The sequence below is a fragment of the Paraburkholderia yinzeri genome (assembly GCF_046581065.1).
Taxonomy (GTDB): domain Bacteria; phylum Pseudomonadota; class Gammaproteobacteria; order Burkholderiales; family Burkholderiaceae; genus Paraburkholderia.
The window spans coordinates 519,232-541,595 of the sequence record NZ_JBFOCJ010000001.1; the positions used below are offsets into that span (position 1 = coordinate 519,232).

The 22,364-nt window shown below is 67.7% G+C and carries 18 protein-coding genes and 1 pseudogene; 11 read left to right on the plus strand and 8 right to left on the minus strand.

Translation table 11 applies throughout. The features are described from left to right. Positions 1-22: 22 nt before the first annotated feature. Positions 23-1,093, plus strand: coding sequence for a bile acid:sodium symporter family protein (locus tag WJ542_RS02500; protein WP_411187562.1), 1,071 nt, complete (start codon positions 23-25; stop codon positions 1,091-1,093). A gap of 114 nt (positions 1,094-1,207) precedes the next feature. After that, a complete protein-coding gene (locus WJ542_RS02505; RefSeq protein ID WP_411187564.1) occupies positions 1,208-3,046 on the plus strand; it encodes an EAL domain-containing protein in 1,839 nt (612 codons plus the stop codon). Between the two features lie 42 nt (positions 3,047-3,088). Here WJ542_RS02505 and WJ542_RS02510 read toward each other — a convergent pair whose 3' ends face one another. Continuing rightward, a complete protein-coding gene (locus WJ542_RS02510) occupies positions 3,089-3,244 on the minus strand; it encodes a DUF3309 family protein (RefSeq protein ID WP_411187566.1) in 156 nt (51 codons plus the stop codon). Between the two features lie 229 nt (positions 3,245-3,473). Between WJ542_RS02510 and WJ542_RS02515 the strand changes: the two are divergent. The 7 genes and pseudogenes from WJ542_RS02515 to WJ542_RS02545 form a co-directional block, all read left to right on the plus strand. Next, a pseudogene (locus WJ542_RS02515) lies at positions 3,474-4,448 on the plus strand (LacI family DNA-binding transcriptional regulator); the annotation flags it as partial. A gap of 217 nt (positions 4,449-4,665) precedes the next feature. After that, the gene (locus WJ542_RS02520) at positions 4,666-6,012 is read left to right on the plus strand and encodes an AGE family epimerase/isomerase (protein WP_411187568.1); all 1,347 of its coding nucleotides are present in this window, start codon (positions 4,666-4,668) and stop codon (positions 6,010-6,012) included. Next, positions 6,009-6,974 carry a carbohydrate kinase family protein gene (locus tag WJ542_RS02525; protein WP_411187570.1) on the plus strand — a complete coding sequence of 322 codons (966 nt, stop codon included), beginning with the start codon at positions 6,009-6,011 and terminating at the stop codon, positions 6,972-6,974. The genes WJ542_RS02520 and WJ542_RS02525 overlap by 4 nt, the downstream gene beginning before the upstream one ends. 164 nt (positions 6,975-7,138) lie before the next feature. After that, a complete protein-coding gene (locus tag WJ542_RS02530; RefSeq protein WP_411187572.1) occupies positions 7,139-7,360 on the plus strand; it encodes a hypothetical protein in 222 nt (73 codons plus the stop codon). Between the two features lie 58 nt (positions 7,361-7,418). Further along, positions 7,419-7,664 (plus strand): hypothetical protein, encoded by a 246-nt coding sequence (locus tag WJ542_RS02535; RefSeq protein WP_411187573.1) that lies wholly within the window; start codon positions 7,419-7,421, stop codon positions 7,662-7,664. A gap of 118 nt (positions 7,665-7,782) precedes the next feature. Next, positions 7,783-8,748, plus strand: coding sequence for an ion channel (locus WJ542_RS02540; RefSeq protein ID WP_411187575.1), 966 nt, complete (start codon positions 7,783-7,785; stop codon positions 8,746-8,748). Between the two features lie 198 nt (positions 8,749-8,946). Continuing rightward, positions 8,947-12,588: an indolepyruvate ferredoxin oxidoreductase family protein gene (locus WJ542_RS02545; protein ID WP_411187577.1), complete on the plus strand. Its 3,642-nt coding sequence runs from the start codon at positions 8,947-8,949 to the stop codon at positions 12,586-12,588. Between the two features lie 88 nt (positions 12,589-12,676). Here WJ542_RS02545 and WJ542_RS02550 read toward each other — a convergent pair whose 3' ends face one another. Beyond that, positions 12,677-13,954 carry a sensor domain-containing phosphodiesterase gene (locus WJ542_RS02550; protein ID WP_411187579.1) on the minus strand — a complete coding sequence of 426 codons (1,278 nt, stop codon included), beginning with the start codon at positions 13,952-13,954 and terminating at the stop codon, positions 12,677-12,679. A gap of 362 nt (positions 13,955-14,316) precedes the next feature. Here WJ542_RS02550 and WJ542_RS02555 point away from each other — a divergent pair, with 362 nt between their 5' ends. Continuing rightward, positions 14,317-15,984 carry a Na+/H+ antiporter gene (locus tag WJ542_RS02555; RefSeq protein WP_411187581.1) on the plus strand — a complete coding sequence of 556 codons (1,668 nt, stop codon included), beginning with the start codon at positions 14,317-14,319 and terminating at the stop codon, positions 15,982-15,984. A 72-nt stretch (positions 15,985-16,056) separates the two neighbouring features. Here WJ542_RS02555 and WJ542_RS02560 read toward each other — a convergent pair whose 3' ends face one another. From WJ542_RS02560 to WJ542_RS02580, 5 genes are all read right to left on the minus strand, one after another. Then, the gene (locus WJ542_RS02560) at positions 16,057-17,370 is read right to left on the minus strand and encodes a solute carrier family 23 protein (protein WP_411187583.1); all 1,314 of its coding nucleotides are present in this window, start codon (positions 17,368-17,370) and stop codon (positions 16,057-16,059) included. Positions 17,371-17,739: 369 nt separating this feature from the next. Beyond that, positions 17,740-19,245, minus strand: coding sequence for a sensor domain-containing diguanylate cyclase (locus tag WJ542_RS02565; RefSeq protein WP_411187585.1), 1,506 nt, complete (start codon positions 19,243-19,245; stop codon positions 17,740-17,742). After that, positions 19,239-20,051: an HvfC/BufC family peptide modification chaperone gene (locus tag WJ542_RS02570; RefSeq protein ID WP_411187587.1), complete on the minus strand. Its 813-nt coding sequence runs from the start codon at positions 20,049-20,051 to the stop codon at positions 19,239-19,241. Before WJ542_RS02570 ends, WJ542_RS02565 begins: the two co-directional genes overlap by 7 nt. After that, entirely contained in the window at positions 20,051-20,926 is an 876-nt protein-coding gene (gene bufB, locus WJ542_RS02575) for an MNIO family bufferin maturase (RefSeq protein ID WP_411187588.1), read from the minus strand. The genes WJ542_RS02570 and bufB overlap by 1 nt, the downstream gene beginning before the upstream one ends. Further along, complete coding sequence (locus WJ542_RS02580) at positions 20,923-21,171, minus strand: BufA1 family periplasmic bufferin-type metallophore (RefSeq protein WP_411187590.1); 249 nt, start codon at positions 21,169-21,171, stop codon at positions 20,923-20,925. The genes bufB and WJ542_RS02580 overlap by 4 nt, the downstream gene beginning before the upstream one ends. 283 nt (positions 21,172-21,454) lie before the next feature. On the opposite strand from WJ542_RS02580, the gene WJ542_RS02585 reads away from it, so the two are divergent. Next, complete coding sequence (locus WJ542_RS02585) at positions 21,455-21,718, plus strand: DUF4148 domain-containing protein (RefSeq protein WP_411187592.1); 264 nt, start codon at positions 21,455-21,457, stop codon at positions 21,716-21,718. Positions 21,719-21,991: 273 nt separating this feature from the next. On the opposite strand, the gene WJ542_RS02590 is transcribed toward WJ542_RS02585, so the two are convergent. Beyond that, positions 21,992-22,285 carry a hypothetical protein gene (locus tag WJ542_RS02590; RefSeq protein ID WP_411187594.1) on the minus strand — a complete coding sequence of 98 codons (294 nt, stop codon included), beginning with the start codon at positions 22,283-22,285 and terminating at the stop codon, positions 21,992-21,994. Between the last annotated feature and the right edge of the window lie 79 nt (positions 22,286-22,364).

The following is a 22,364-nucleotide window of genomic DNA, read 5'->3' on the forward strand; positions in this document are numbered from 1 at the left end:
AAAGCGCTCCCGAGATTGTCAGATGGCCCGTCCGAAATTTCTGCCCGATAACTTCACGCTGTGCCTCGTCAGCACCGTGATTCTCGCGAGCCTGCTGCCGGTGCACGGCCAGGCCGCCACCGCCTTCAACTGGCTCACCAATTTCGCCGTGGGCCTGCTGTTCTTCCTGCACGGCGCGAAGCTCTCGCGCGAAGCGATCGTCGCCGGCGCGACCCACTGGCGCCTGCACCTGCTCGTGCTGGCCAGCACCTTCATCCTTTTTCCCGTGCTGGGCCTCGTGCTCAAGCCCGTGCTTTCGCCGCTCGTCACGCCGGCCCTCTACGCGGGCGTGCTGTTTCTCTGCACGCTGCCCTCCACGGTGCAGTCGTCCATCGCCTTCACGTCGATCGCACGCGGCAACGTGCCCGCCGCCGTGTGCAGCGCGTCGGCGTCCAGCCTGCTCGGCATCTTCATCACGCCCGCGCTCGTGAGCGTCGTGATCTCGAACCAGAACGCGGGTGGCGGCTCGGCCTGGCACACCGTCTGGAACATCGTGCTGCAACTGCTCGTGCCGTTCGTGGCGGGGCAGTTGCTGCGTCCCGTGATCGGCCGCTGGATCGAGCGCAATCGCGGCGTGCTCAAGTTCGTCGATCAGGGGTCGATCCTGCTCGTCGTCTACGGCGCGTTCAGCGAGGCCGTCAACGAAGGGCTCTGGCACCACGTTCCGCTTGCCGCGCTCGGCGGCCTCGTCGTCGTGAATGCCGTGCTGCTCGCCCTCGCCCTGGGCATCACGATGTTCACGAGCAAGAAGCTCGGCTTCTCGCGCGCCGACCAGATCACGATCATCTTCTGCGGCTCGAAGAAGAGCCTCGCCGCGGGGGTGCCGATGGCCAAGGTGATCTTCGCCTCGAATGCCGTGGGCGCGGTCGTGCTGCCGCTCATGCTGTTCCACCAGATCCAGTTGATGGTGTGCGCGGCGCTCGCACAACGCTGGGGCGCGCGCGACCTGAGCCACGAGCGCGATGCGCATGCCGGCGACGAGTCGCGGCCCAACCCGCGCCCGGACCAGCGGAGCCCGGCCCCGGCCCAGCGCCAGGCGGGCGCGCGCCAGTAGCCCCCGTGGCGTCTGCCCGCAAGCCGCCCGCTGCGGCTTGTCACTAAAAATTCACTTAATTCTTCCCGCGCGCTGCCGATAAGGGTGACGTCCCCGCCTGAATACGGCTTTGCCATGTCTGCCAGCGCGTCCTCCCCCACCGCCTTACCCGGCATTGCCGGACTGATCGGCCGGCGCCATCTGCGCGCCGTCTTTCAGCCGATCGTCGATTTCGAGGACGGCGCGATCCTCGGCTACGAAGGTCTGATCCGCGGTCCCGCCGGTTCGCCGCTCGAAACACCGGCGGCCCTCTTTGCCCAGGCGCTCGCGGAAGGCTGCACGACTTCGCTGGAGCACGCCGCCGCGCGCACCTGCATCGAGGCATTCGCGCGGCTCGGCTGCCATGGCAAGCTGTTCCTGAACTTCAGCGCGGCTGCGCTGCGCCAGATCACCGACGCCGGCCGCGAAACGCCCGCGCTCTTCGACGGTCCGGTCGACGCCCGCCGCGTGGTGATCGAGCTCACCGAGCAGAGCGCCATCGACGATCCCGGCGAATTCACCCATATCGTCGACGTGCTGCGCGCCGCCGGCGCCCAGTTCGCGCTCGACGACTACGGCACCGCGAACGCGAGCATGAATCTGTGGGTGCGCCTGCAGCCCGACGTCGTGAAGATCGACCGCTTCTTCATTCACGACATCGCCAGCAGCGCGCTCAAATTCGAAGCCGTGCGCGCGATGCAGCACTTCGCGCAGGCAAGCGGCGCACGGCTCGTGGCCGAGGGCATCGAAAACGAAGCAGACCTGATCGTTCTGCGCGACATGGGCATCGGCAGCGGACAGGGCTTCTTCTTCGGCCGCCCCGACATGACGCCGGCCCGCACGCTCGCGCAGGAAACGCGCGAGGCCCTGCGCGCGGACCACATCGCCGTATTCCCCGAGCACGCCCGCCGTCCGGCCGGAGCCCAGGCGGGCGGCGCGCCCGCGGCGAAGATGATGGTGCACGCGCCCGCGCTGCCGCGCCGCGCCACCAACAACGACGTGCTCGAACTCTTCAACCGCCTGCCCGACCTGCACGCGGTGGCCGTGGTCGAAAACGAGCGGCCGGTCGCGCTGATCAACCGGCGCGCGTTCATGGACCGCTACGCACTGCCCTATCATCGCGAGCTGTTCGGCAAGAAGGCGTGCCTGCAGTTCGCGAACCATTCGCCCGTGCTCATCGAGCAGTCGATGACGGTCGAGCAGATGGCGACGCTCCTCGCGAGCGACGATCAGCGCTACCTCGCCGACGGCTTCGTGATCACCGACAACAGCCGCTACGCGGGCCTCGGCACCGGCGAGAGCCTCGTGCGCGCCGTGACCGAGGTGCGCATCCAGGCCGCGCGCTACGCGAATCCGCTCACCTTCCTGCCCGGCAACATTCCGATCAGCTCGCACATCGAACGCCTGCTCTCGCACGATGCGGGCTTCTATGCGTGTTACGTGGATCTGAACCAGTTCAAGCCGTTCAACGATCAGTACGGCTACTGGCAAGGCGACGAGGTATTGAAGTTTGCGGCCACGGTGCTCGCCGAGGTCTGCGATCCGACGCGCGATTTCCTCGGCCACGTGGGCGGCGACGACTTCCTGATCTTGTTTCAAAGCGAAACCTGGCGCGAACGTGCCGAGCGCGCCGTCGAAGCGTTCAACGAGGGCGCGCTGCGCTATTACGCGCCGGCGGATCGTCTGGCGGGCGGCATTCGCGGCGAGGACCGCCACGGCAACCCGGCCTTCTTCGGCTTCGTGACGATGGCGATCGGCTGCGTGCAGGTTGCGCCGGGCCGCGGCGCGCAGCACAACAGCGAACGGATCGCGTCGCTGGCGGCGCTCGCCAAGCGGCGCGCGAAGCAGGAAGCGTCGGGCCTCGTGGTGATCGACGCCGACAAAACCGCGACACTCCTGCCCGAACACGGCGAGCGCGCCGCGACGGCCGGCTGAACGTCCGGTCCCGCACGCGCGGCCCATGCGCCGCGAGCGACTTCATATCGTCCCCATCAGCAACAGGACAATCAGGACGATCAGGACCACGCCGAGCGTGCCCGTCGGCGCGTAGCCCCACGTGCGGCTATACGGCCAGGCCGGGATGGCCCCGATCAACAGCAGAATCACGACGATAAGCAGGATGGTGCTGAGCATGGCGTGTCTCCCTGGGGTCGAACCGTGTGGAGACGACTCCGCAACCGCCATGCCCATCTGTTTAGTTTTTTTACTAAACATGTAAATTTACGTGTATTCGCCTGCATACGGGTATTTACCGTACGATCCCAACGTTTCAGACGGTGGTTTCCCGGTATTTTTACTATACAATCGCCCCACATCTGACCATACCGGGACAGCCTCCAACGAGCCGCCGCCACCAGGAGCCATGGGGACAACCATCCGCGACGTCGCGCAGGCCGCCAATGTTTCGATCGGCACCGTCTCGCGCGCCCTGAAGAACCAGCCCGGCCTCTCGGAGGCCACGCGCGCGCGCATCGTCGAACTTGCGCGCACGCTGGGCTACGACTGCGGCCAGTTGCGTCCGCGCATTCGCCGCCTCACGTTCCTGCTGCATCGCCAGCACAACAACTTCGCCGCCAGCCCGTTTTTCTCGCACGTCCTGCACGGCGTCGAAGACGCCTGCCGCGAACACGGCATCGTGCCCGCGCTGCTCACCGCCGGCCCCGCCGACGACACCGTCCAGCAACTGCGCCTGCACGCGCCCGATGCGATCGCCGTGGCCGGCTTCGTCGAGCCCGAAATGCTGGCCGCGCTCGTGGCGCTCAGGCGGCCGCTCGTGCTGATCGACCTGTGGGCGCCGGGGCTGCGCTCGGTCAACATCGACAACCTCGCGGGCGCCGCGCTCGCGATGAATCACCTCTTCGAGCTGGGACGCCGGCGCATCGCCTTTATCGGCGGATCGCTCGCGCACTACAGCATCGCGCAGCGCGCGCTCGGCTACCGGCGCGCGTTCTTCGAGGCGGGCCTGCTCTTCGATCCCTCGCTCGAAGTGACGATCGACGCCGGTCTCGATCCCGACTCCGGCGCCGCGCGCGCGATGGAGCGCCTCCTCGACGCCACCCGCAACGCCCCGCCCGACGCCGTGTTCGCCTACAACGACGCCGCCGCGCTCGCGGCCATGCGCATCTGCCAGCAGCGCGGCCTGCGTGTGCCCGCAGACATCGCGATCGTCGGCTTCGACGACATCGCGGGTGCGGCGCATGCGGCGCCGCCGCTCTCCACGATCGCGGTGGACAAGGAAGCGCTCGGACGCCGCGGCGTCGAACTGCTGCTCGAAGAAACGCCTGACGCGAACGAGCTCAGCCTGCCCGTGCAGTTGATCGTGCGCGGCAGCACGACGGGCGCGGCCGGCCCCGGCGCCGCGACGGAACGCGACCGTTCGCGCGCCACCCCCACCCATTCGCGCACTGCCGCCTCCGCGGCGCCTGCGGCCTCTGAAACCCCTACGGCCCACCCCGCCGCGGCTGCCGCCGAGTCCGATGCCGGCGCCTACCCGACTTCGCGCGCGGCTACCCCGCGCCGAGGCATCGCCACGCTCAAGCCATGATGAGAAAGCCATGACGAAGCTCACCGAACCCGTTTCCGACCAACCCACCGCCCAGGCCGACGAGCCGCAAAGCGCCGCGCCGGGCGTCGCGAACTTCCGCGACCGCGCGTTCCTGCTCTCGCACGTCGAAGACACGCTGCGCTTCTACGCGCCCAACGTGTACGACCCGAGCGGCGGTTTCCGCCACTTCTTCCGCGACGACGGCTCGGTCTACAACGCGCACACGCGGCACCTCGTGAGCAGTTGCCGTTACGTCTTCAACTACGCGATGGCCTATCGCGAGTTCGGCGATCCGCAGCACCTGGAGTACGCGCGCCACGGCCTGAAGTTCCTGCACGACGCGCACTGGGACCCGCATCACGAGGGCTATGACTGGGAGATCGACTGGCGCGACGGCAAGAGCCGCACGCTCGACGCTACGCGCCACTGCTACGGCCTCGCTTTCGTGCTGCTCGCGTATTCGCATGCGGCGATGGCGGGCATCGAAGAAGCGCGCCCGATGATCGGCGCGACCTTCGAGCTCATGGAGCGCCGCTTCTGGGACGCGGCCGCGGGCCTCTATGCCGACGAAGCGAGCGCCGACTGGGTCGTGTCGAGCTACCGCGGCCAGAACGCGAACATGCACGGCACCGAGGCGCTGCTCGCCGCCTACGAGGCGACCGGCCACGTCGTCTATCTCGACCGCGCGGAGCGCATCGCTTCGAACCTCACGCTGCGCCAGGCGAAGCTCTCGCAAGGACTCGTGTGGGAGCACTATCACGCCGACTGGTCGGTGGACTGGCACTACAACGAAGAGGACAGCTCGAACATCTTCCGGCCGTGGGGCTTCCAGCCGGGCCACCAGACCGAGTGGGCGAAGCTCCTGCTGATCCTCGAGCGGCATCGTCCGCTGCCGTGGCTCCTGCCGCGCGCGATCGAACTCTTCGACGCGGCCATGGCGCACGCGTGGGACAACGACCACGGCGGCCTCTACTACGGCTTCGGCCCGGACTACACGGTCTGCGATCACGACAAATACTTCTGGGTGCAGGCCGAAACGTTCGCCACGGCCGCGCTGCTCGGCAAGCGCACGGGCAACGAGCGCTTCTGGGACTGGTACGACGAGCTGTGGCGCTATAGCTGGGCGCACTTCGTCGATCACCGCTACGGCGCGTGGTATCGCATCCTCACGTGCGACAACCGTAAGTACAGCGACGAAAAGAGCCCCGCCGGCAAGACCGACTATCACACCATGGGCGCGTGCTACGAAACGCTCAACGCATTGCCCGGCCGCGGCATGGCACCCGCCATCGGCCGCAGCGCGGCGCTCGCGCACGCGGCAGACGCCCAGCAGGAAGGAGAAGGAGCTACGCGATGAGTACCTGCAACACGGGTCCCGACTTCTCGTCGGGCTTTCCGGCCTTCGTGTCGGCCGGCGACATCCTCACCGATCTCGTTCGCGTTCCGGCACCGGACGGCACGCCCGCGCACGGCGATTCGCACTGGCGCGCGCATCCGGGCGGCGCGGGCTGGAACGTCGCGCGCGCGGTCGCGCGGCTCGGCCTGCCCACGGCATGCGTGGGCGCGCTCGGCACCGACAATTTCTCCGACGAACTCTGGAACGCGAGCGTCGCCGCGGGCCTCGACATGCGCTTCATGCAGCGCGTGGCGCAGCCGCCGCTGCTCGCCATCGTTCATCAAACGCATCCGCCCGCCTACTACTTCATCGGCGAGCAGAGCGCCGACCTCGCGTTCGATCCCGCGAAGCTGCCCGAAGGCTGGCGCGCGCACGCGAAGTGGGCGCACTTCGGCTGCATCAGCCTCGTGCGCCAGCCGCTCGGCGAAACGCTCGCGACACTCGCCGCCGAACTGCGCGCGGCCGGCGTGAAGATCAGCTTCGACCCGAACTACCGCAACCTCATGGCGCACGGCTACGAGCCGATCCTGCGCCGCATGGCCTCGCTCGCCGACCTCATCAAGGTCTCCGACGAAGACCTGCGCATGCTGTTCCCGAACCACGGCGAAGCGGAGGCGATCGCGGCCATGCGTGCGCTCAATCCGGCCGCCACGCTGCTCGTGACGCGCGGCGCGCAGGCCGCCTCGCTCCATACCGTCGACGGCGAAGTGATCGAAGCGGCGCCGCCGCGCGTCGAAGTGGCCGATACGGTGGGCGCCGGCGACGCATCGATCGGCGGGCTGCTCTTCAGCCTCATGAGCACGCCGCAGCGCACGTGGCGCCAGCATCTGGCGTTCGCGCTCGCCGCGGGCGCGGCGGCCTGCCGGCGGCCGGGCGCGCATTCGCCGACGCTCGACGAAGTGGTCGCGCTGCTCGCGGACTAGCGGCCCACCCTAGGCTCCCGCTCGCGCCGCTAACGGGTCCGCACTGTCACGAGCGTGCCCCGCAGCCGCGCGGGCAACGTGCTAGCATGGAATTTCCTCCCTGGCATTGCGCGACCGCGCGGGCAGCGCGCCGGGAAGGCGTTTCCGTCCACGAGGAGCATGCTATGGAAGACGTCACCTATACCAAGGGGATCTACACGGCAACTGCGGTGGTGCGGCCCATGGACGGCGGGCAGTATCAGGGCCTCGTCTCGCTCTCGCGCGACGACGGCGAGGAACTCGAGAACTCGGTCTACGAAGTGGATGGCGCATCGGGCACGCCGGAAGAGGCCCTGGAAGAAGCCAAGGCGCTCGCGCACCGCATTCTTGGCGAACTCGAACTGTAAGGCGCCTGCCGCGCCCGAGCGTCGGGCAGTTTCACCGGTAATCCGGCTGGAGGCGATCATGGCCGATCAGCTCTTTCTCTACGGCGTCTATGCCATCCGCGTGCATCCGCTCGAACTGCAGGGCGCGCGCTGGGACGCCGAATATCAGATCACGCACCGCGACAAGCCTGTGCAGCCGTGGATCACGATCGGCGGCAATGCGGATTTCGGCGCGCCGGCCGACGCCGTCGATGCCGCGCGCCGCCAGGCGATCGCCGATATCGAGCATGGCGCGGGCATACCGAGGCCGCATACGTTTCCTTGAAGCTCCCCTGACGGAAGCTCCCCGGCTGTGCGCGTAACGGCACGCAGCCTCTTCCCGTGCTTGTCCAGTCTCTTCGGCATTGCTACGCTTCTTCCCATTTCAGCCCGAAGAGACCAACATGACGCCCGAGCCGTTGCAGCCCAGTGCGCCCGAGCAAATCGCCGAAGAACGTACTGGCCCGACCGGCGGGTTCCGCGGCGCGCCGCGCAAACTGCTTGTCGGCGCGCGCCAGTTCATGGTGTACGGCATGCCGTCCACGGGCTGGCGCGACCTCTACCACACTGCGCTCACGATGCGCTGGCCCACGTTCTTCGCCTCGCTCGCCACCCTGTTCCTGATCCTCAACGCGCTCTTCGCCTGCCTCTACCAGCTCGGCCGCACGCCTATCGCCAACCAGTTTCCGCATGGCTTCGGCGGCGCGTTCTTCTTCAGCGTCGAAACGCTCGCCACGGTCGGTTATGGCGACATGCATCCGCAAACGATCTACGCCCACATCGTCGCGACCTTCGAGATCTTCGTGGGCATGTCGGGCATCGCGTTGGCCACCGGGCTCGTGTTCGCCCGCTTCTCGCGGCCGCGCGCGAAGATCATGTTCGCGCGCGAGGTGGTCGTGCATCCCATCGACGGCCACACGACGCTGATGGTGCGCGCCGCCAACGCGCGCCAGAACGTGATTGCGGAAGCGGGGGCGAAGCTGCGGCTCATGCGCGTCGAAACCTCGTCGGACGGCTACACGGCGCGGCGCATCTACGACCTCAAGCTCGTGCGCGACCAGCATCCCATCTTCATGCTCGGCTGGAACCTGATGCACATCATCGACGAATCGAGCCCGCTCTACGGCGAAACGCCCGAATCGCTCGCGCGCCAGCGTGCGTCCCTGCTGGCGATGATCGAGGGTTCCGACGAATCGACGGCGCAGACCATGCAGGCCCGGCACACGTGGTCGGATAGCCAGATCCACTGGCAGTACCGGTATGTCGATCTGCTCTACGAGGTGGACGGCGTGAGCCACATGGACTATTCGTATTTTCACGACATCGAGCCATACGACGGTCCTCCGGCGCACGGCGTGAATCTGGTCTGAGCGCGCTTTTCCGCAGTCGCGGAACGACCGCGGAAAATTCATCTCAAAAAATTCGGACCGTGCGTGGCTTCTCGCGCAACGAGTCTGTCCACCGGGGTAGTTAGCAAAAAATTTCCGTCATTGGCGCGAAAAAATAGAGTCTCTTTCGACGCGTTCCGACACCGGGCGCGTTGAAGCACTAAAACGGAGACTCCCCCCATGACCGCCCGCCCCGCGTTCGGCGACTTGCCCCCTTCCGGGCCCGCGACGCCCGAGCTCGCCGACTACCGCCTGAGCGACAACCTCACCGCCACGCGCGGCCGCATCTTCCTCACCGGCACCCAGGCGCTAATCCGCCTCGCGCTCATGCAGCACGCCGCCGACGCCGCGCGCGGCCTGAACACCGCGGGCTTCATCAGCGGTTATCGCGGTTCGCCGCTCGGCATGGTCGATCAGCAGGCGTGGAAAGCGAAGAAACTGCTCGACGCCGCCGGCGTGCGCTTCCTGCCCGCCATCAACGAGGAGCTGGGCGGCACGGCGGTGCTCGGCACGCAGCGTGTCGAGGCCGATCCCGAGCGCACGGTCGAAGGCGTCTTTGCGATGTGGTACGGCAAGGGCCCCGGCGTGGATCGCGCCGGCGACGCGCTCAAGCACGGCAACGCCTACGGCTCGTCGCCGCACGGCGGCGTGCTCGTGGTGGCCGGCGACGATCACGGCTGCGTTTCGTCGTCCATGCCGCACCAGAGCGACTTCGCGATGATGGCGTGGCACATGCCCGTCGTGAATCCGTCGAACGTGGCCGACATGCTCGAATTCGGCCTGTACGGCTGGGCGCTCTCGCGCTATTCCGGCGCCTGGGTGGGCTTCAAGGCGATTTCGGAGACCGTGGAGTCGGGCTCGACTGTCGATCTCGACGCGATCAGGACCGACTGGCACGCACCGGATAGGGCCATGGCGGGTTTCACGCCGCCCCCCGGCGGCCTGCACAACCGCTGGCCCGACCTGCCGAGCCTCGCGATCGAAGCGCGTCTTGCCGCGAAGCTCGACGCCGTGCGCCACTTCGCGCGCACGAACAGCATCGACAAGTGGATCGCGCCGAGCCCGCATGCGAACGTGGGCATCATCACCTGCGGCAAGGCCCACCTGGACCTGATGGAGACGCTGCGCCGCCTCGACATCACGGTCGAAGATCTCGACCGCGCCGGCGTGCGCATCTACAAGGTGGGCCTCTCGTTCCCGCTGGAGATGTCGCGCATCGACGCCTTCGTCTCGGGCCTCACGGACGTGCTCGTGATCGAGGAAAAAGGCCCCGTGATCGAGCAGCAGGTCAAGGACTACCTGTACAACCGCAAGGAGGGCGCGCGCCCCGTCATCACGGGCAAGCATGACGAGAACGGCACGCTGCTGCTCTCCGAACTCGGCGAACTGCGTCCGTCGCGCATCCTGCCCGTGTTCGCGGCCTGGCTCGCGAAGCACAAGCCGGCACTGGACCGCCGCGAGCGCGTGGTCGATCTCGTCGCGCCGCAGATCCTCTCGAACGTGGCCGACGCCGTGCGCCGCACGCCCTACTTCTGCTCGGGCTGCCCGCACAACACCTCGACCAAGGTGCCCGAAGGCTCCATCGCGCAAGCCGGCATCGGCTGCCACTTCATGGCTTCGTGGATGGAGCGCGACACCACGGGCCTCATCCAGATGGGCGGCGAAGGCGTGGACTGGGCCGCGCACTCGATGTTCACGAACATGAAGCACGTGTTCCAGAACCTGGGCGACGGCACGTACTTTCATTCAGGCATCCTTGCGATTCGCCAGGCCGTAGCCGCGAAGGCCAACATCACCTACAAGATCCTCTACAACGATGCCGTCGCGATGACGGGCGGCCAGCCCGTGGACGGCAGCATCTCGGTGCCGCAGATCGCGCGCCAGGTGGAAGCCGAAGGTGTCTCGCGCTTCGTGGTGGTGAGCGACGAGCCCGAGAAATACGACGGCCATCACGGCCTGTTCCCGAACGGCACGACCTTCCACCATCGCAGCGAGCTCGATACGGTGCAGCGCGAACTGCGCGACACGCCGGGCGTGACCGTGCTGATCTACGACCAGACCTGCGCCGCCGAAAAACGCCGCCGCCGCAAGAAAGGCGAATTCCCCGACCCGGACAAGCGGCTCTTCATCAACGAGGCCGTCTGCGAAGGTTGCGGCGACTGCGGCGTGCAGTCGAACTGCCTTTCGGTGGAGCCCATCGAGACCGAACTCGGCCGCAAGCGCCGCATCGACCAGTCGTCGTGCAACAAGGACTACTCGTGCGTGAACGGCTTCTGCCCGAGCTTCGTGACGATCGAAGGTGGCAAGCTGAAGAAGGCCGCGGGCGCCGCGTTCGATCCGCAGACGCTCGCCGCGCGCGTCGCCGCGCTGCCCGTGCCGCAAACGCATCTGGACAACGCGCCCTACGACATTCTCGTGACCGGCGTGGGCGGCACCGGCGTCGTGACGGTGGGCGCGCTCATCAGCATGGCCGCGCACCTGGAAGGCAAGAGCGCCTCCGTGCTCGACTTCATGGGTTTCGCGCAGAAGGGCGGCTCGGTGCTCTCGTTCGTGCGCTTCGCCGCCACCGACGCGCTGCTCAACCAGGTACGCATCGACACGCAGCAGGCCGACCTGCTGCTCGCCTGCGACATGGTGGTGGGCGCGGGCGCCGATGCGCTGCAGACCGTGCGCCACGACCGCACGCGCATTGTCGTGAATACGCACGAGATTCCGAATGCGTCGTTCGTACAGAACCCCGAAGCGAACCTGCACGCGGACGCGCTGCTCGCGAAGATGCGTCACGCGGCCACGAACGGTGCCGCGACGACGCAAGATCCGCTTTCGACGTGCGATGCCCAGGCGCTCGCGCAACGCTTCCTGGGCGACACGATCGGCGCGAACATCGTGATGCTCGGCTTCGCGTGGCAGCTCGGCCTCGTGCCGGTCTCGCTCGCGGCGCTCACGCGCGCGATCGAGCTCAACAACGTGGCCGTGCAGGCGAACCTGATGGCGTTCTCGATCGGCCGCCTCGCGGCCGCCGACCCCGCCGCGCTCGAATCGCTCGACGCCGCGCGTAAGCAGCTCAACGCGCCGAAGTTCACGCAGACGCTCGACGAGCTGATCGCCGACCGTGAAGCACGTCTCGTCGCCTATGGCGGCGCGGCCTATGCGAAGCGTTACCGCGTACTCGTCGATGCGGCCCGCGCCGCGGACAAGCGGGAAGACAAGGTGCTCACGCGCGCCGTCGCGACGACGTTCTATCGCCTGCTGGCAGTGAAGGACGAATACGAAGTCGCGCGGCTGCACACCGATCCCGCGTTCCGCGCCGCGCTCGAAGCGCAGTTCGAAGGCACGGCGGGCCGCGACTTCACGGTGAAGTTCAACATGGCGCCGCCGCTTGTTGCGCGCGCAAAGCATGGTGCGCAGTTTTCAGAAGCGCCACGCAAGATGCAGTTCGGTCAGTGGATGTGGAAAGCGCTCGGGCTGCTCTCGAAGGGCCGCGGCCTGCGCGGCACGTGGCTCGATCCGTTCGGCAGGACGCTGGAGCGCCGCATGGAGCGCGCACTCGCCGACGACTACGAAGCCACGATGCGCGGCGCGCTCTCCCACATCGATGCGGAAACGGCGGATGACATCGCGAGGCTCGCGGGTCTGTATCAGCGCGTGCGCGGCTACGGCCACGTGGAGCTTGCGAACCTCGCGGCCGTGAAGCGCAGCGAACGCGAACTGACGGCGCGGTTGAAGCTTGAGGCAAAAACGAGCGCCGTGGTGCAGGAGGCTGTCGAGTCGTTTAAGGGTGCGGGAGCGCTGCGCGGGATCCCTGTGGTCGTGGCGAAGTGATGCGCGCGACGTAAGCGCAGGGAAGCACAAGGGGCTGCCGGAGGGCCGCCCCTTTCATTTTCAGCTCAGCCAGCGTACGCCCAGACGTTCACCGTGGCTCATCCGAAAGCCAGTCCACGTCCCCGCACAACACACACAGCCTGTCGCCCACGTGCACGGCCATCGAAAGCGTCACGCACGGCAACGCCTCGTTGATCGACAGATAAGGCGCCGTAACGTGCACGCGCCCCGGCCCGGTCAGCGCGGCACGAAAGTAAGGACGCCTGAGCCAGTTCGCCCCCTGCGCGTCGTCCAGCGGCAGAAAGCGCGCATCGTGCTGCGCACGGTCGACGCGCAGCACGACGTTGCGCCCCGCCTGCCGTCCGTTCGCATCGAGCAGATAGCAGCGCGCCGCGTAATCGAGCCCGAGAAAATTCCAGCACACCTCCTCCAGCGGCTCGCCGGCGCCAAGCCGCTCCGCCGCGCGCTCGAAGGCGCGCACATAGGGCGCGAGCCGGCTTGCCGAGCTGCGCTCGCGCTGCTCGGTCTGCGTGCGAAAGCGCTCGGTCGCCTCGGCGATCACGGACTGCGCGTGCGATGCATCGGTGAGCCCCGGCGCGGGCCGCGCGAAGAAAAAGCCCTGCGCGAAATCCGCGTTGCACGACAGCGCGAGCTGCGCCTCCTGCTCCGTCTCCACGCCTTCGATCAGCACAAGCTTGCCCGCCTCGTGCAATAACTCGACGAGCGCGGGCAGCGTCGCCGCCATGTCCGCGCGATGCGCCGCGTGCAGCAGCATGATGCGGTCGAGCTTGACGATGTCGGGATTGAGCTGCCACACGCGGCCGATATCGACGTGGCCCGCGCCGAAGTCGTCGAGCGCCACGAGAAAGCCGCGCTCGCGAAACGAGGCCGCGGCCTGCGCGAGCTGGTCGAGGTCGGCGGCCTCTTCTTCGAGCACTTCGAGCACGATGCGCCGCGGCGGCAAGTCGAGCCGCCGCAGGTTCGCGAGCAGCGCCGCCGTGTGATACGGCTCGATCAGCGTGCCGGGATGCACGTTGAGGAAGAGCCATTCGCGCTCGGCGCCGAGCAGCTTGAAGTTCTCGATATGCAGCCCTTGCGCGAGGCGATCCAGTTGCAGCGTCTCGCCCACGCGCGCCGCTTCGCCGAATACGTCGATTGGCGAAATGGGGCGGTCGAGCGCGTCGTGCGCGCGCAGCAGTCCTTCGTAACCGATCGCCCGCATGTGCGAGAGGCTGAAAACCGGCTGGAACACGCTCGTCAGCGTGAGGTCGCCGTGTTGCGCGCTGTAGCGCTCCAACCCCGAAGCGACGCTCATGCTGAAGCCGTGCGGTGCGGCGGCCGTTCTGTCCTGTTGCTCTGTGGTCATGCCTTCCTCTCGCGCGAGACCGGCGCCGGCGTTAGCGCGAGGCGCTCGCGCGGAGATGGCCGCCGGGGCCGGTTCATTGCGTCACACGCAGCGGGAAAGCAAGGTCCGTGCTCGCTCGCACTCCGATGTGACGCACATCGGAATGCAGGTAAGGAACACGCCGCATGCCTCGCGAACGGGCATCGAGCGCGCAGCATATGCACCGGAACTGTGCACGTGATGCGCTGCCTCGCCGCTACCGCTTCGCGGCATCCGTCCGCCCCCTCGGGCTAAACTGTCCCGACCTGGCCGGCCCACCGGCCGCTTCCGCCAACCTTTCCGCATCAAGGGGACGCATCGGCATCCCCGTCTTCGCCCAATCGATGGAAATCCTTTTCACCGTTCTCATTCTGCTCCTGGCGGTGGCGCTTTCGGGCGTCGTCGTGCGTCTTTTGCCCGTTAAATTGCCGCTGCCGCTCGTGCAGATCGGCATTGGCGCACTGCTCACGTTTCCGCGCGTGAACCCGCACGTCACGTTCGACCCCGATATCTTCATGGCGCTGTTCATCCCGCCGCTGCTGTTCGCGGACGGCTGGCGCATCCCCAAGCGCGAGTTCTTCCTGCAGCGCCGCGCGATCCTCACGCTCGCGCTGGGCCTCGTGCTCTTCACCGTGGTCGCCGTGGGCTATTTCGTGCACTGGCTCGTGCCGCAGGTCTCGCTGCCCGTCGCGTTCGCGCTCGCGGCCGTGCTCTCGCCCACCGACGCCGTCGCGCTCTCCGCCATCGCCGGCAAGGACCGGCTGCCCGCGCAACTCATGCACATCCTCGAAGGCGAAGCGCTGATGAACGACGCGTCGGGCCTCGTCGCGCTCAAATTTGCCGTGGCCGCCGCGCTCACCGGTTATTTCTCGCTGCATGCGGCCGCGCTGAGCTTCGTCGTGATCGCGGCGGGCGGGCTCGCGGTGGGCGCCGCGATCGGCTGGATTTTCAGCTTCGTGTCGGCGCGCTTTCTCAATGTCACCGACGATGGCGACCCCGCGCCCGGCGTCGTGATGACGCTGCTGATTCCGTTCGCGGCCTATCTCTTCGCCGAGCATATGGAATGCTCGGGCGTGCTCGCGGCCGTCGCGGCGGGGATGATGATGAACTACACGAGCGTCGCCCACATGGGGCCCGTCTCGGCGCGCGTGCGCGCGGCGAGCACCTGGACGATGATCGAATTCGTCTTCAACGGCATGGTGTTCACGCTGCTCGGCCTGCAGTTTCCGGGCATTCTCGGCAAGGCGCTGCTCGATGCGCATCACACGAGCAACGCGCAGATGCTGCTGCTGATCGGCTATGTCGCCGCGGTGCTCGCGGCGCTCTACGCCATGCGTTTCGTGTGGGTCTGGCTGCTGCGCTGGGTGGCGAGCCGCAACGCGGCGCGTCGCGGCATGGCGAGCGCCGTGCCGGGGCTGCGCACGGTCGCGATCACGACCGTGGCGGGCGTGCGCGGCGCCGTCACGCTCGCCGGCGTGCTCTCGCTGCCCGTGGCGCTTGCCGACGGCAGCGCGCTGCCCGGACGCGACACGGCCATCTTCATCGCGACGGGCGTGATTCTCGCCTCGCTGCTCGTGGCCATCGTGGGCCTGCCGCTGCTGTTGCGCAGCGTGGGCCGCGCCGGCGTGCCGCCGCATGCGGCCGAGGAGCGCGCCGCGCGCGTGCAGGCCGCGCAGGCGGCCATCCGCGCCATCGACGCCCTGCACGACGAAGTCAGCGAGCAGCTCGACGAATCGGATGCCGCCTACGCCGCCGACACGACGGCGCGCGTGATGGACATCTACCGGCGGCGCATTGCGACGCTCGACTCCGACCGCGACCGCAGCCAGCACGCACGCCGCGGCGAAGCGCTGGAGGTGCGCATGCGCCTCGCCGCCATGCGCGCCGAACGCGCGACGCTGCTCGCCCTGCGCAACCAGCAGAAGATCAACGACGAAACGATGAACAAGCTGGTGCGCGAGGTGGATCTCTCCGAGACGGCGATGACTACGCGCAGACGCGGGCGCGGCTGAACCGCGCCTGGGGTGCCTGGGTATGCGAAGCGAAGCGGTGTGACCCGCGACGCGGCACAGCGCAGCGTGGCCTCAAACAGCGGCCTGCTGCGCCGGCTTGCGGCGCAAAAGCGCGTAGAGAATGATCGCGCCGAAGGTGGCCGTGCCGATGCCGCCGAGGCCAAAGCCGCCGAGCTTGAGCGAGAAGTCGCCCGCACCGAGCACGAGCGTGACGGCGGCGACGATGAGGTTGCGGTTGTCGGAGAAGTCCACCTTGTTGACGACCCAGATGCGCGCGCCGGTCACGGCAATGAGGCCGAACACGACTATCGACACGCCGCCCAGCACCGGGCCCGGAATCGTCTGGATCACGGCGCCGAACTTCGGCGAAAAGCCGAGCACGATCGCGATCAGCGCGGCCATGGCAAATACGAGCGTCGAATAGATGCGCGTGACGGCCATCACGCCGATGTTCTCCGCGTAGGTCGTGACGCCCGTGCCGCCGACAAAGCCCGAAACGACGGTGGCAATACCGTCGCCAATGAACGCGCGGCCGATGTAGCGGTCGAGGTTCGTGCCCGTCATCGCGGAAACGGCCTTGATGTGGCCGAGATTCTCGGCGACGAGGATCACCGCGATCGGCACGAGCAGCGCCATGGCGTGCACGTCGAAGACCGGCGCGCCGAACTTCGGCAGACCGAACCATGCCGCGTTGGCGACGATCGAGAAGTCGATCGGCTTGCCGAGGCCCATGCCGTTGGTGACGATCGCGTAGATCGCGTAGGCGATCAGGAGGCCGACGAGAATCAGCAGGCGCTGCAGCATGCCGCGCGTGAAGACCGCCACCGCGCCCACGCAGAGCACGGTGACGAGCGCCATCCACGCATCGAACTGCGAGCCGCTCACGCCCTTCACCGCGATAGGCGCGAGGTTCAGACCGATCACGCAGACGATCGCGCCGGTGACAACAGGCGGCATCAGCGTTTCGATCCACTTCGTGCCGACGGCCGAGACGATCAGGCCGATCACCGCGTAGACCACGCCGCACGCGATGATGCCGCCGAGCGCGACCGGAATGTCCGGGTTCGGCCCGTGGCCGCTATAGCCCGTCACCGCGATCACGAGCCCGATGAAGGCGAAACTCGAACCGAGATAGCTCGGCACGCGCCCGCCCACCACGGCGAAAAACAGCAGCGTGCCGATACCCGACATGAAGATGCACAGGTTCGGATCGAAGCCCATGAGCAGCGGCGCGAGCACGGTCGAGCCGAACATCGCCACGACGTGCTGCACGCCCATCGCGACCATCTGCGGCCAGGCCAGGCGCTCGTCGGTGGCGACAACGCCACCGGCACTTTGGGCGCCGCTCGACTGCAGGCGCCAGCGGGGGAAATAGGAATCGGACATCGGGAGGGCTCCTCTTGGCGGCGTGTTCTGTTTCCGATTGTCTGGGGAGGTGTCGCCGAAGCGCCCGCGCGGCGCCGGACACCCCGGATGGAAATCAGGCGCGAGTGTACGGAGCCGCAAACTGCCTGGCAAGCTGCGGCGAACACGCACACCACCAGGATGCCGGTCAAGAATTCGTCTTAGTCTGATATCTGTCGGCCGGCTTGGCCGATAGACTGCTTATTGCTGCGTGACCCCATGACAGTTCATGCAGAAGCTGTAAACTCTCCGACTTCCCGCTCATGCCTACCGGCTTGAGCGGTTTTTTTTGGCCGCTGTTCTTGCCGCTCCCGCCCGCCCGGGGGCAACTGCCGGGCAATATGGGCCGCCTCAGCGCGCCACGCCAGCCCCCTGCGCGCCGTCCGCCATGTCGGGCTGCCAGGCCATCACGCGATTGCGGCCGGCGCCCTTGGCCGCATAGAGCGCGGCATCCGCCGCTTCGACGAGATCGCGCCAGGAGCCGAACCCGCCCGCCGCCGTGCTCGCCACGCCCACGCTCACCGTCAGGACGCCGATGGGGCTGCCCTCGTGCGGCATTGCCAGCGCCTCGATCGCCGCGCGCACCCGCTCGGCCACCTCCCTCCCGTGGGTTTCGTCGGTGTCGGGCAGCATCAGCACGAACTCCTCGCCGCCATAGCGCGCCGCGCAGTCGCCCGGGCGCCGCGCATGCGCGCCTGCCGCGTGCGCCACCGAAGCCAGCGCCCCGTCGCCCGCGAGGTGGCCGTAGCGGTCGTTGTAGAGCTTGAAGCGGTCCACGTCGAGCATCATCAGCGCGAGCGGATTGCCGGTGCGGCGCGCGCGTAGCCACTCGCTGTCGGCGCGCGCCTCGAACGCCCGGCGGTTGGCGAGCGAGGTGAGCGGATCGGTGCCCGCCTGCTCGCGCAGTTCCCGCTCAAGCTGGCCGCGCTGCCGCAACTGCCGCGTGAGCATCACCCCGAGCGCGATCAGCGCGACGTCCAGCACGCCCGCCAGCGCCCCGATGATCCAGGCGCGCACGCGCCATTCGCGGTAGATGTCGTGCGCGGCCAGCGCGACGCTGAACACCAGCGGATAACCTGGCACGCGGCGGAACGCGTACCAGCGCCGCACGCCGTCCACCGGACCGTTCGCGAAGAAACCGCCCGAATCGGCATGGCCGTAGCGCTGGAACGGGACCGTGGCGGACTGATCGGCGCCAATCAGCTTCGGGTCGTAGGGCCGGCGCATGAGCAGGGTGCCGTCCGCGAGCGTGAGCACGAGCGTGCCCTCCGTGCCGAGATCGACACCGCTGAACAGATGCCGGAAATAGTCGAGGCGCATGGCCCCGACCACGATGCCCGCGAACGAACCATCGGGATTCGAGCGGCGGCGGCTCAGGCCGATCGTCGCGTCCGGCGGCCCGTCGTGCGGAACGAAGGGATGGCTCACGTACAGGCCCCCGTACGGCGAGTCGCGCTGCACGATGAAATAGTCGCGGTTGGCCACATTGAGCGTGTGCGGCGTCGCGTAGCGCGAATCGAAGACGACGTCGCCGGCAGCGTTGGTCACGAGGATCGCACCCAGGTTCTTCGCCGTCGTCGAGCGGTCGAACAGCATGTTCTGGCGAATATCGGCCGGTAGCGCGGCGAGGCGCGGGTCGTCGAGACCGTCGATGACGGCTTGCAGCGAGAGGTCGTACACCTCCAGATTGCGCGCGGCGTCGCGCTCGAACAGCAGCGCCATGTTGTACGTCGCGGCGCGCGCGGTGACGAGCGCGTCGTGGCGCATCTGCGCCATGACCCAGGCGGCGACCAGGGTCACGAAGGCGCAGAGCGCGACGGCGACGGCGAGCACGAGGTTCGGACGGCGCGTCAGCATGGCGTGGCCCGATCGCGCAGCCCCACGATGGCGCCGGACTCGATCCAGACGCGCCACTGGCTCGGGAAATCGAAACCGGGATCGGCGGCGAAGGCCACGTCCAGGGCCTCGTCGAGCGTTGCGCCGCGCTGGATCGCGGCAAATGCCAGATGGGCCGCTTCGGTATGCGTCAGCAGCATCGGAGGCCATTGCGGTCGCACGACGAGCGACCACGACGGCGTATCGACCCGCTCGGGCCACGCGCCGCCATTCGGCTGGTGCGCACGCCAGATCGCATCGACGGCATACGGCGAGGCCAGCGCCGAGCAGGCGGGATGTACTTCAAGACGCGCCGAGGCAAGGCGGTCCGCGCCAGGCTCATGCCATTGCTGCACGGTGAGCGGCGTGGAGTTCGCCGCGAACGTTGCGACGTGCAACGCCCATTCGAGCCGCGCGATGTCGCCGAAGCAGGCATAGCGCGGATCGGTCTCGTAGTGCTCGACGAACGCCGGCAGCGCTGCGCCGAAACGGTTGAGATCGGCATCGTGCGCGGGATGCGCCCGCGCATAGGCCAACGCGAGCGCCTCGAACCAGGCTTCGCCGCCCAGCGCCGCCAGCACGGGCCAGGCATTTGCCAGTGCGCGATGGCGCGCCGCTCGCACATTGCCGCGATACAGGCCGATACGCTCGCGCAGATGCCGCTCCCCCGCATCGCCCGAATTTAAGGAGAACTGGAGATGTGCGGCGAGCGCCGCGTCGGCGGCCGGATCGTCGAGTGAAGCGGCGAAGGCCTTCTGTAGCGATTCCAGCATTTCCGGCTGCGGCATCACTGAGCCTCCGCTTGCTTGCCGCTGTCGGCGGGCGCCGCCATGCGTCCGCGCGCGCGATGTGCCTCGTCGAGCAGCACGTCGAGGGGCGGAATCGCCGTGTCCCATTCGATCAACGTGGGCACCGCGCCGAAACGCTGCAGGGCGGCCTCGTACAGCAACCACACGGCGGGTGCGACACGCGAGCCATGATCGTCGATAACGGCGACCGACGTCACGCGATGCCCCGCGAGATGGATCTCGCCCACGACCTCCGCCGGCAGCGCGCGGATGGCCGCGAGCGCGTCTTCGCCATGATTGCACTGGTTGACGTAGAGATTGTTCACATCCAGCAGCACGCCGCAGCCGGTGCGGCGTGCAAGCTCGGCGAGAAATGCGGTCTCGCCGAGCGTATCCTCACGAAACCTTACGTAGGCCGAAACGTTTTCGATCAGCACGGGCTGGCGCAATACGTCCTGCATCTGCGCGACCCGCGCACAGAGGTGATCGAGCGATGCCTCGCTCAATGGCATCGGCAGCAGATCGTGCCACGCGCCATCGCGCGTCGCGCCCCAACACAGATGCTCGGAGACGACGGCCGGTTCGATGCGCTCGCAAAGACGCCTGAGCCGCGCGAGATGCACCGTATCGAGCGGTACGGCCGAACCGAGCCCGAGGCCCACGCCGTGCAGGCTCACCGGCAGATCGCGCCGCACTGTCTCCAGCACATGCAGATCGTAGCCGCCCTCGCCGAAGTAGTTCTCGCTGTGTACCTCGACCCAGTCCACCGCGGGCGTGGCGGCGAGGAACTCACCGTAATGCGCATGGCGCAGCCCGATGCCGACGCCCGCTGGGACACGCGCGGCGCGCGGCGCGCCGCCGCTGCCGGCGTTCATTTTTCCGGCGTGCCGCCGAGCTTCTCGCAGGTGCCCTTCGGCAGGGCCTTGAAGTCGCCCTTGTCGTTGTCGACCTTCGCCTGGCCCGCGCAGTCGTGCACGCCGGTCTTGCTCGCGCAGTCGTTCTGCCCGGCCTTCGCCACGCCGTAGCAATTCACCTTGTCGTCCGCGTGCGCGACGCCCGCCGTGGCAAGCCCCGCCAGCGCGGCAGCGATCAGAGCCTGACGGTTGAGACTGTTCTTCATGGGAAAGCTCCTCGATTGATCGTGTTTCATGCGGGCCGCGAGCGTTGTGTGCAACCCGTGCGCACTATTTTGCCCCACAGCGCGGCGGGCGGACCGGCAGCGTGGATTCCGCGGGCTTCTTCGCCATGCCCGGAACGCGATCTCCCCGGAATTATCTCGAATCTGGTAACGATGTTTGCTGCATTGCACTATTTTTCTTTGGAGTGCAGCGCAATAAAGTGCTCGCAACGGTTCGAGCCATGCGATTGCTACGGACCGAAACATAATTTCGGAGGTAAATACCATGAAGACCCTGATCGCTGCCGCTCTCGCCGCAACCGTTCTCGCCGCGCCGGCACTCTCGTTCGCCCAGCAAAGCCAGCAGCCGCTCACGCGTGCCGAAGTTCGCGCGCAACTCGTCCAGCTCGAACAAGCCGGCTATCGCCCGGACCGTTCGAGCCCGTACTACCCGGAAGACATGCAGGCCGCCGAGGCGCGCGTTGCGGCGCAGCAAAACACGGCGTATGGCGCCTCGACGAGCGGTTCGTCGCAAGCGGGCAGCCATTAAGGTCTAAAGCCGACGCATTGCGCGCCGGCAATCGCTATCCGCGCGAAGGGCCAGCCTTTGCGCGACGCTCGCGGCCTGACCGCGTGAAGATTGTCGGAACAGGTCCGCTCTCCAGTTCGATATCGAGAGCGGACCCGTTGTCATTTCTGCCAGGGGCTACACGCCCGCCGCGCGCACAGATACCTCCGCTGCCGGACTCCCGGCAGCTTGCCCGGACGGATCGCCCCGATTCGCCCGGGCCTTTTTCCTTTTCCTTCTCCTGTACGCACCGGCTCAGAAGCCGTGCGTCACCAGCGAGAGCACCGAGAGATCGGGATGCGTGCCGTCCACGATACTGTGGCCAACATGGACGGCTTCCTCGACGGCGTCCTGCTCGCTGCGGAACGTGTCGCCGAAATCGGCGTGGAACGACACCGCGTGGCCCGGCATGGCCGCATCCGCGCCTGGGTGGCAGACATAGGCCGTGTACGTGTAGCGGTTGCCGCCATCGTCCGCCTGGGCCGGCGCGACGTGGATCTCGAAACCTTCGTAGTCGAACTTTTGGGTCGATGCTTGCGGACCGGTCATGGCGGCCTCCGTTTGCCGCGGGGTGGGCGGCGGCGGTGTGGGCCCGGCGGTGGGTTATCGGCCGGGCCGCTCCTTCCGG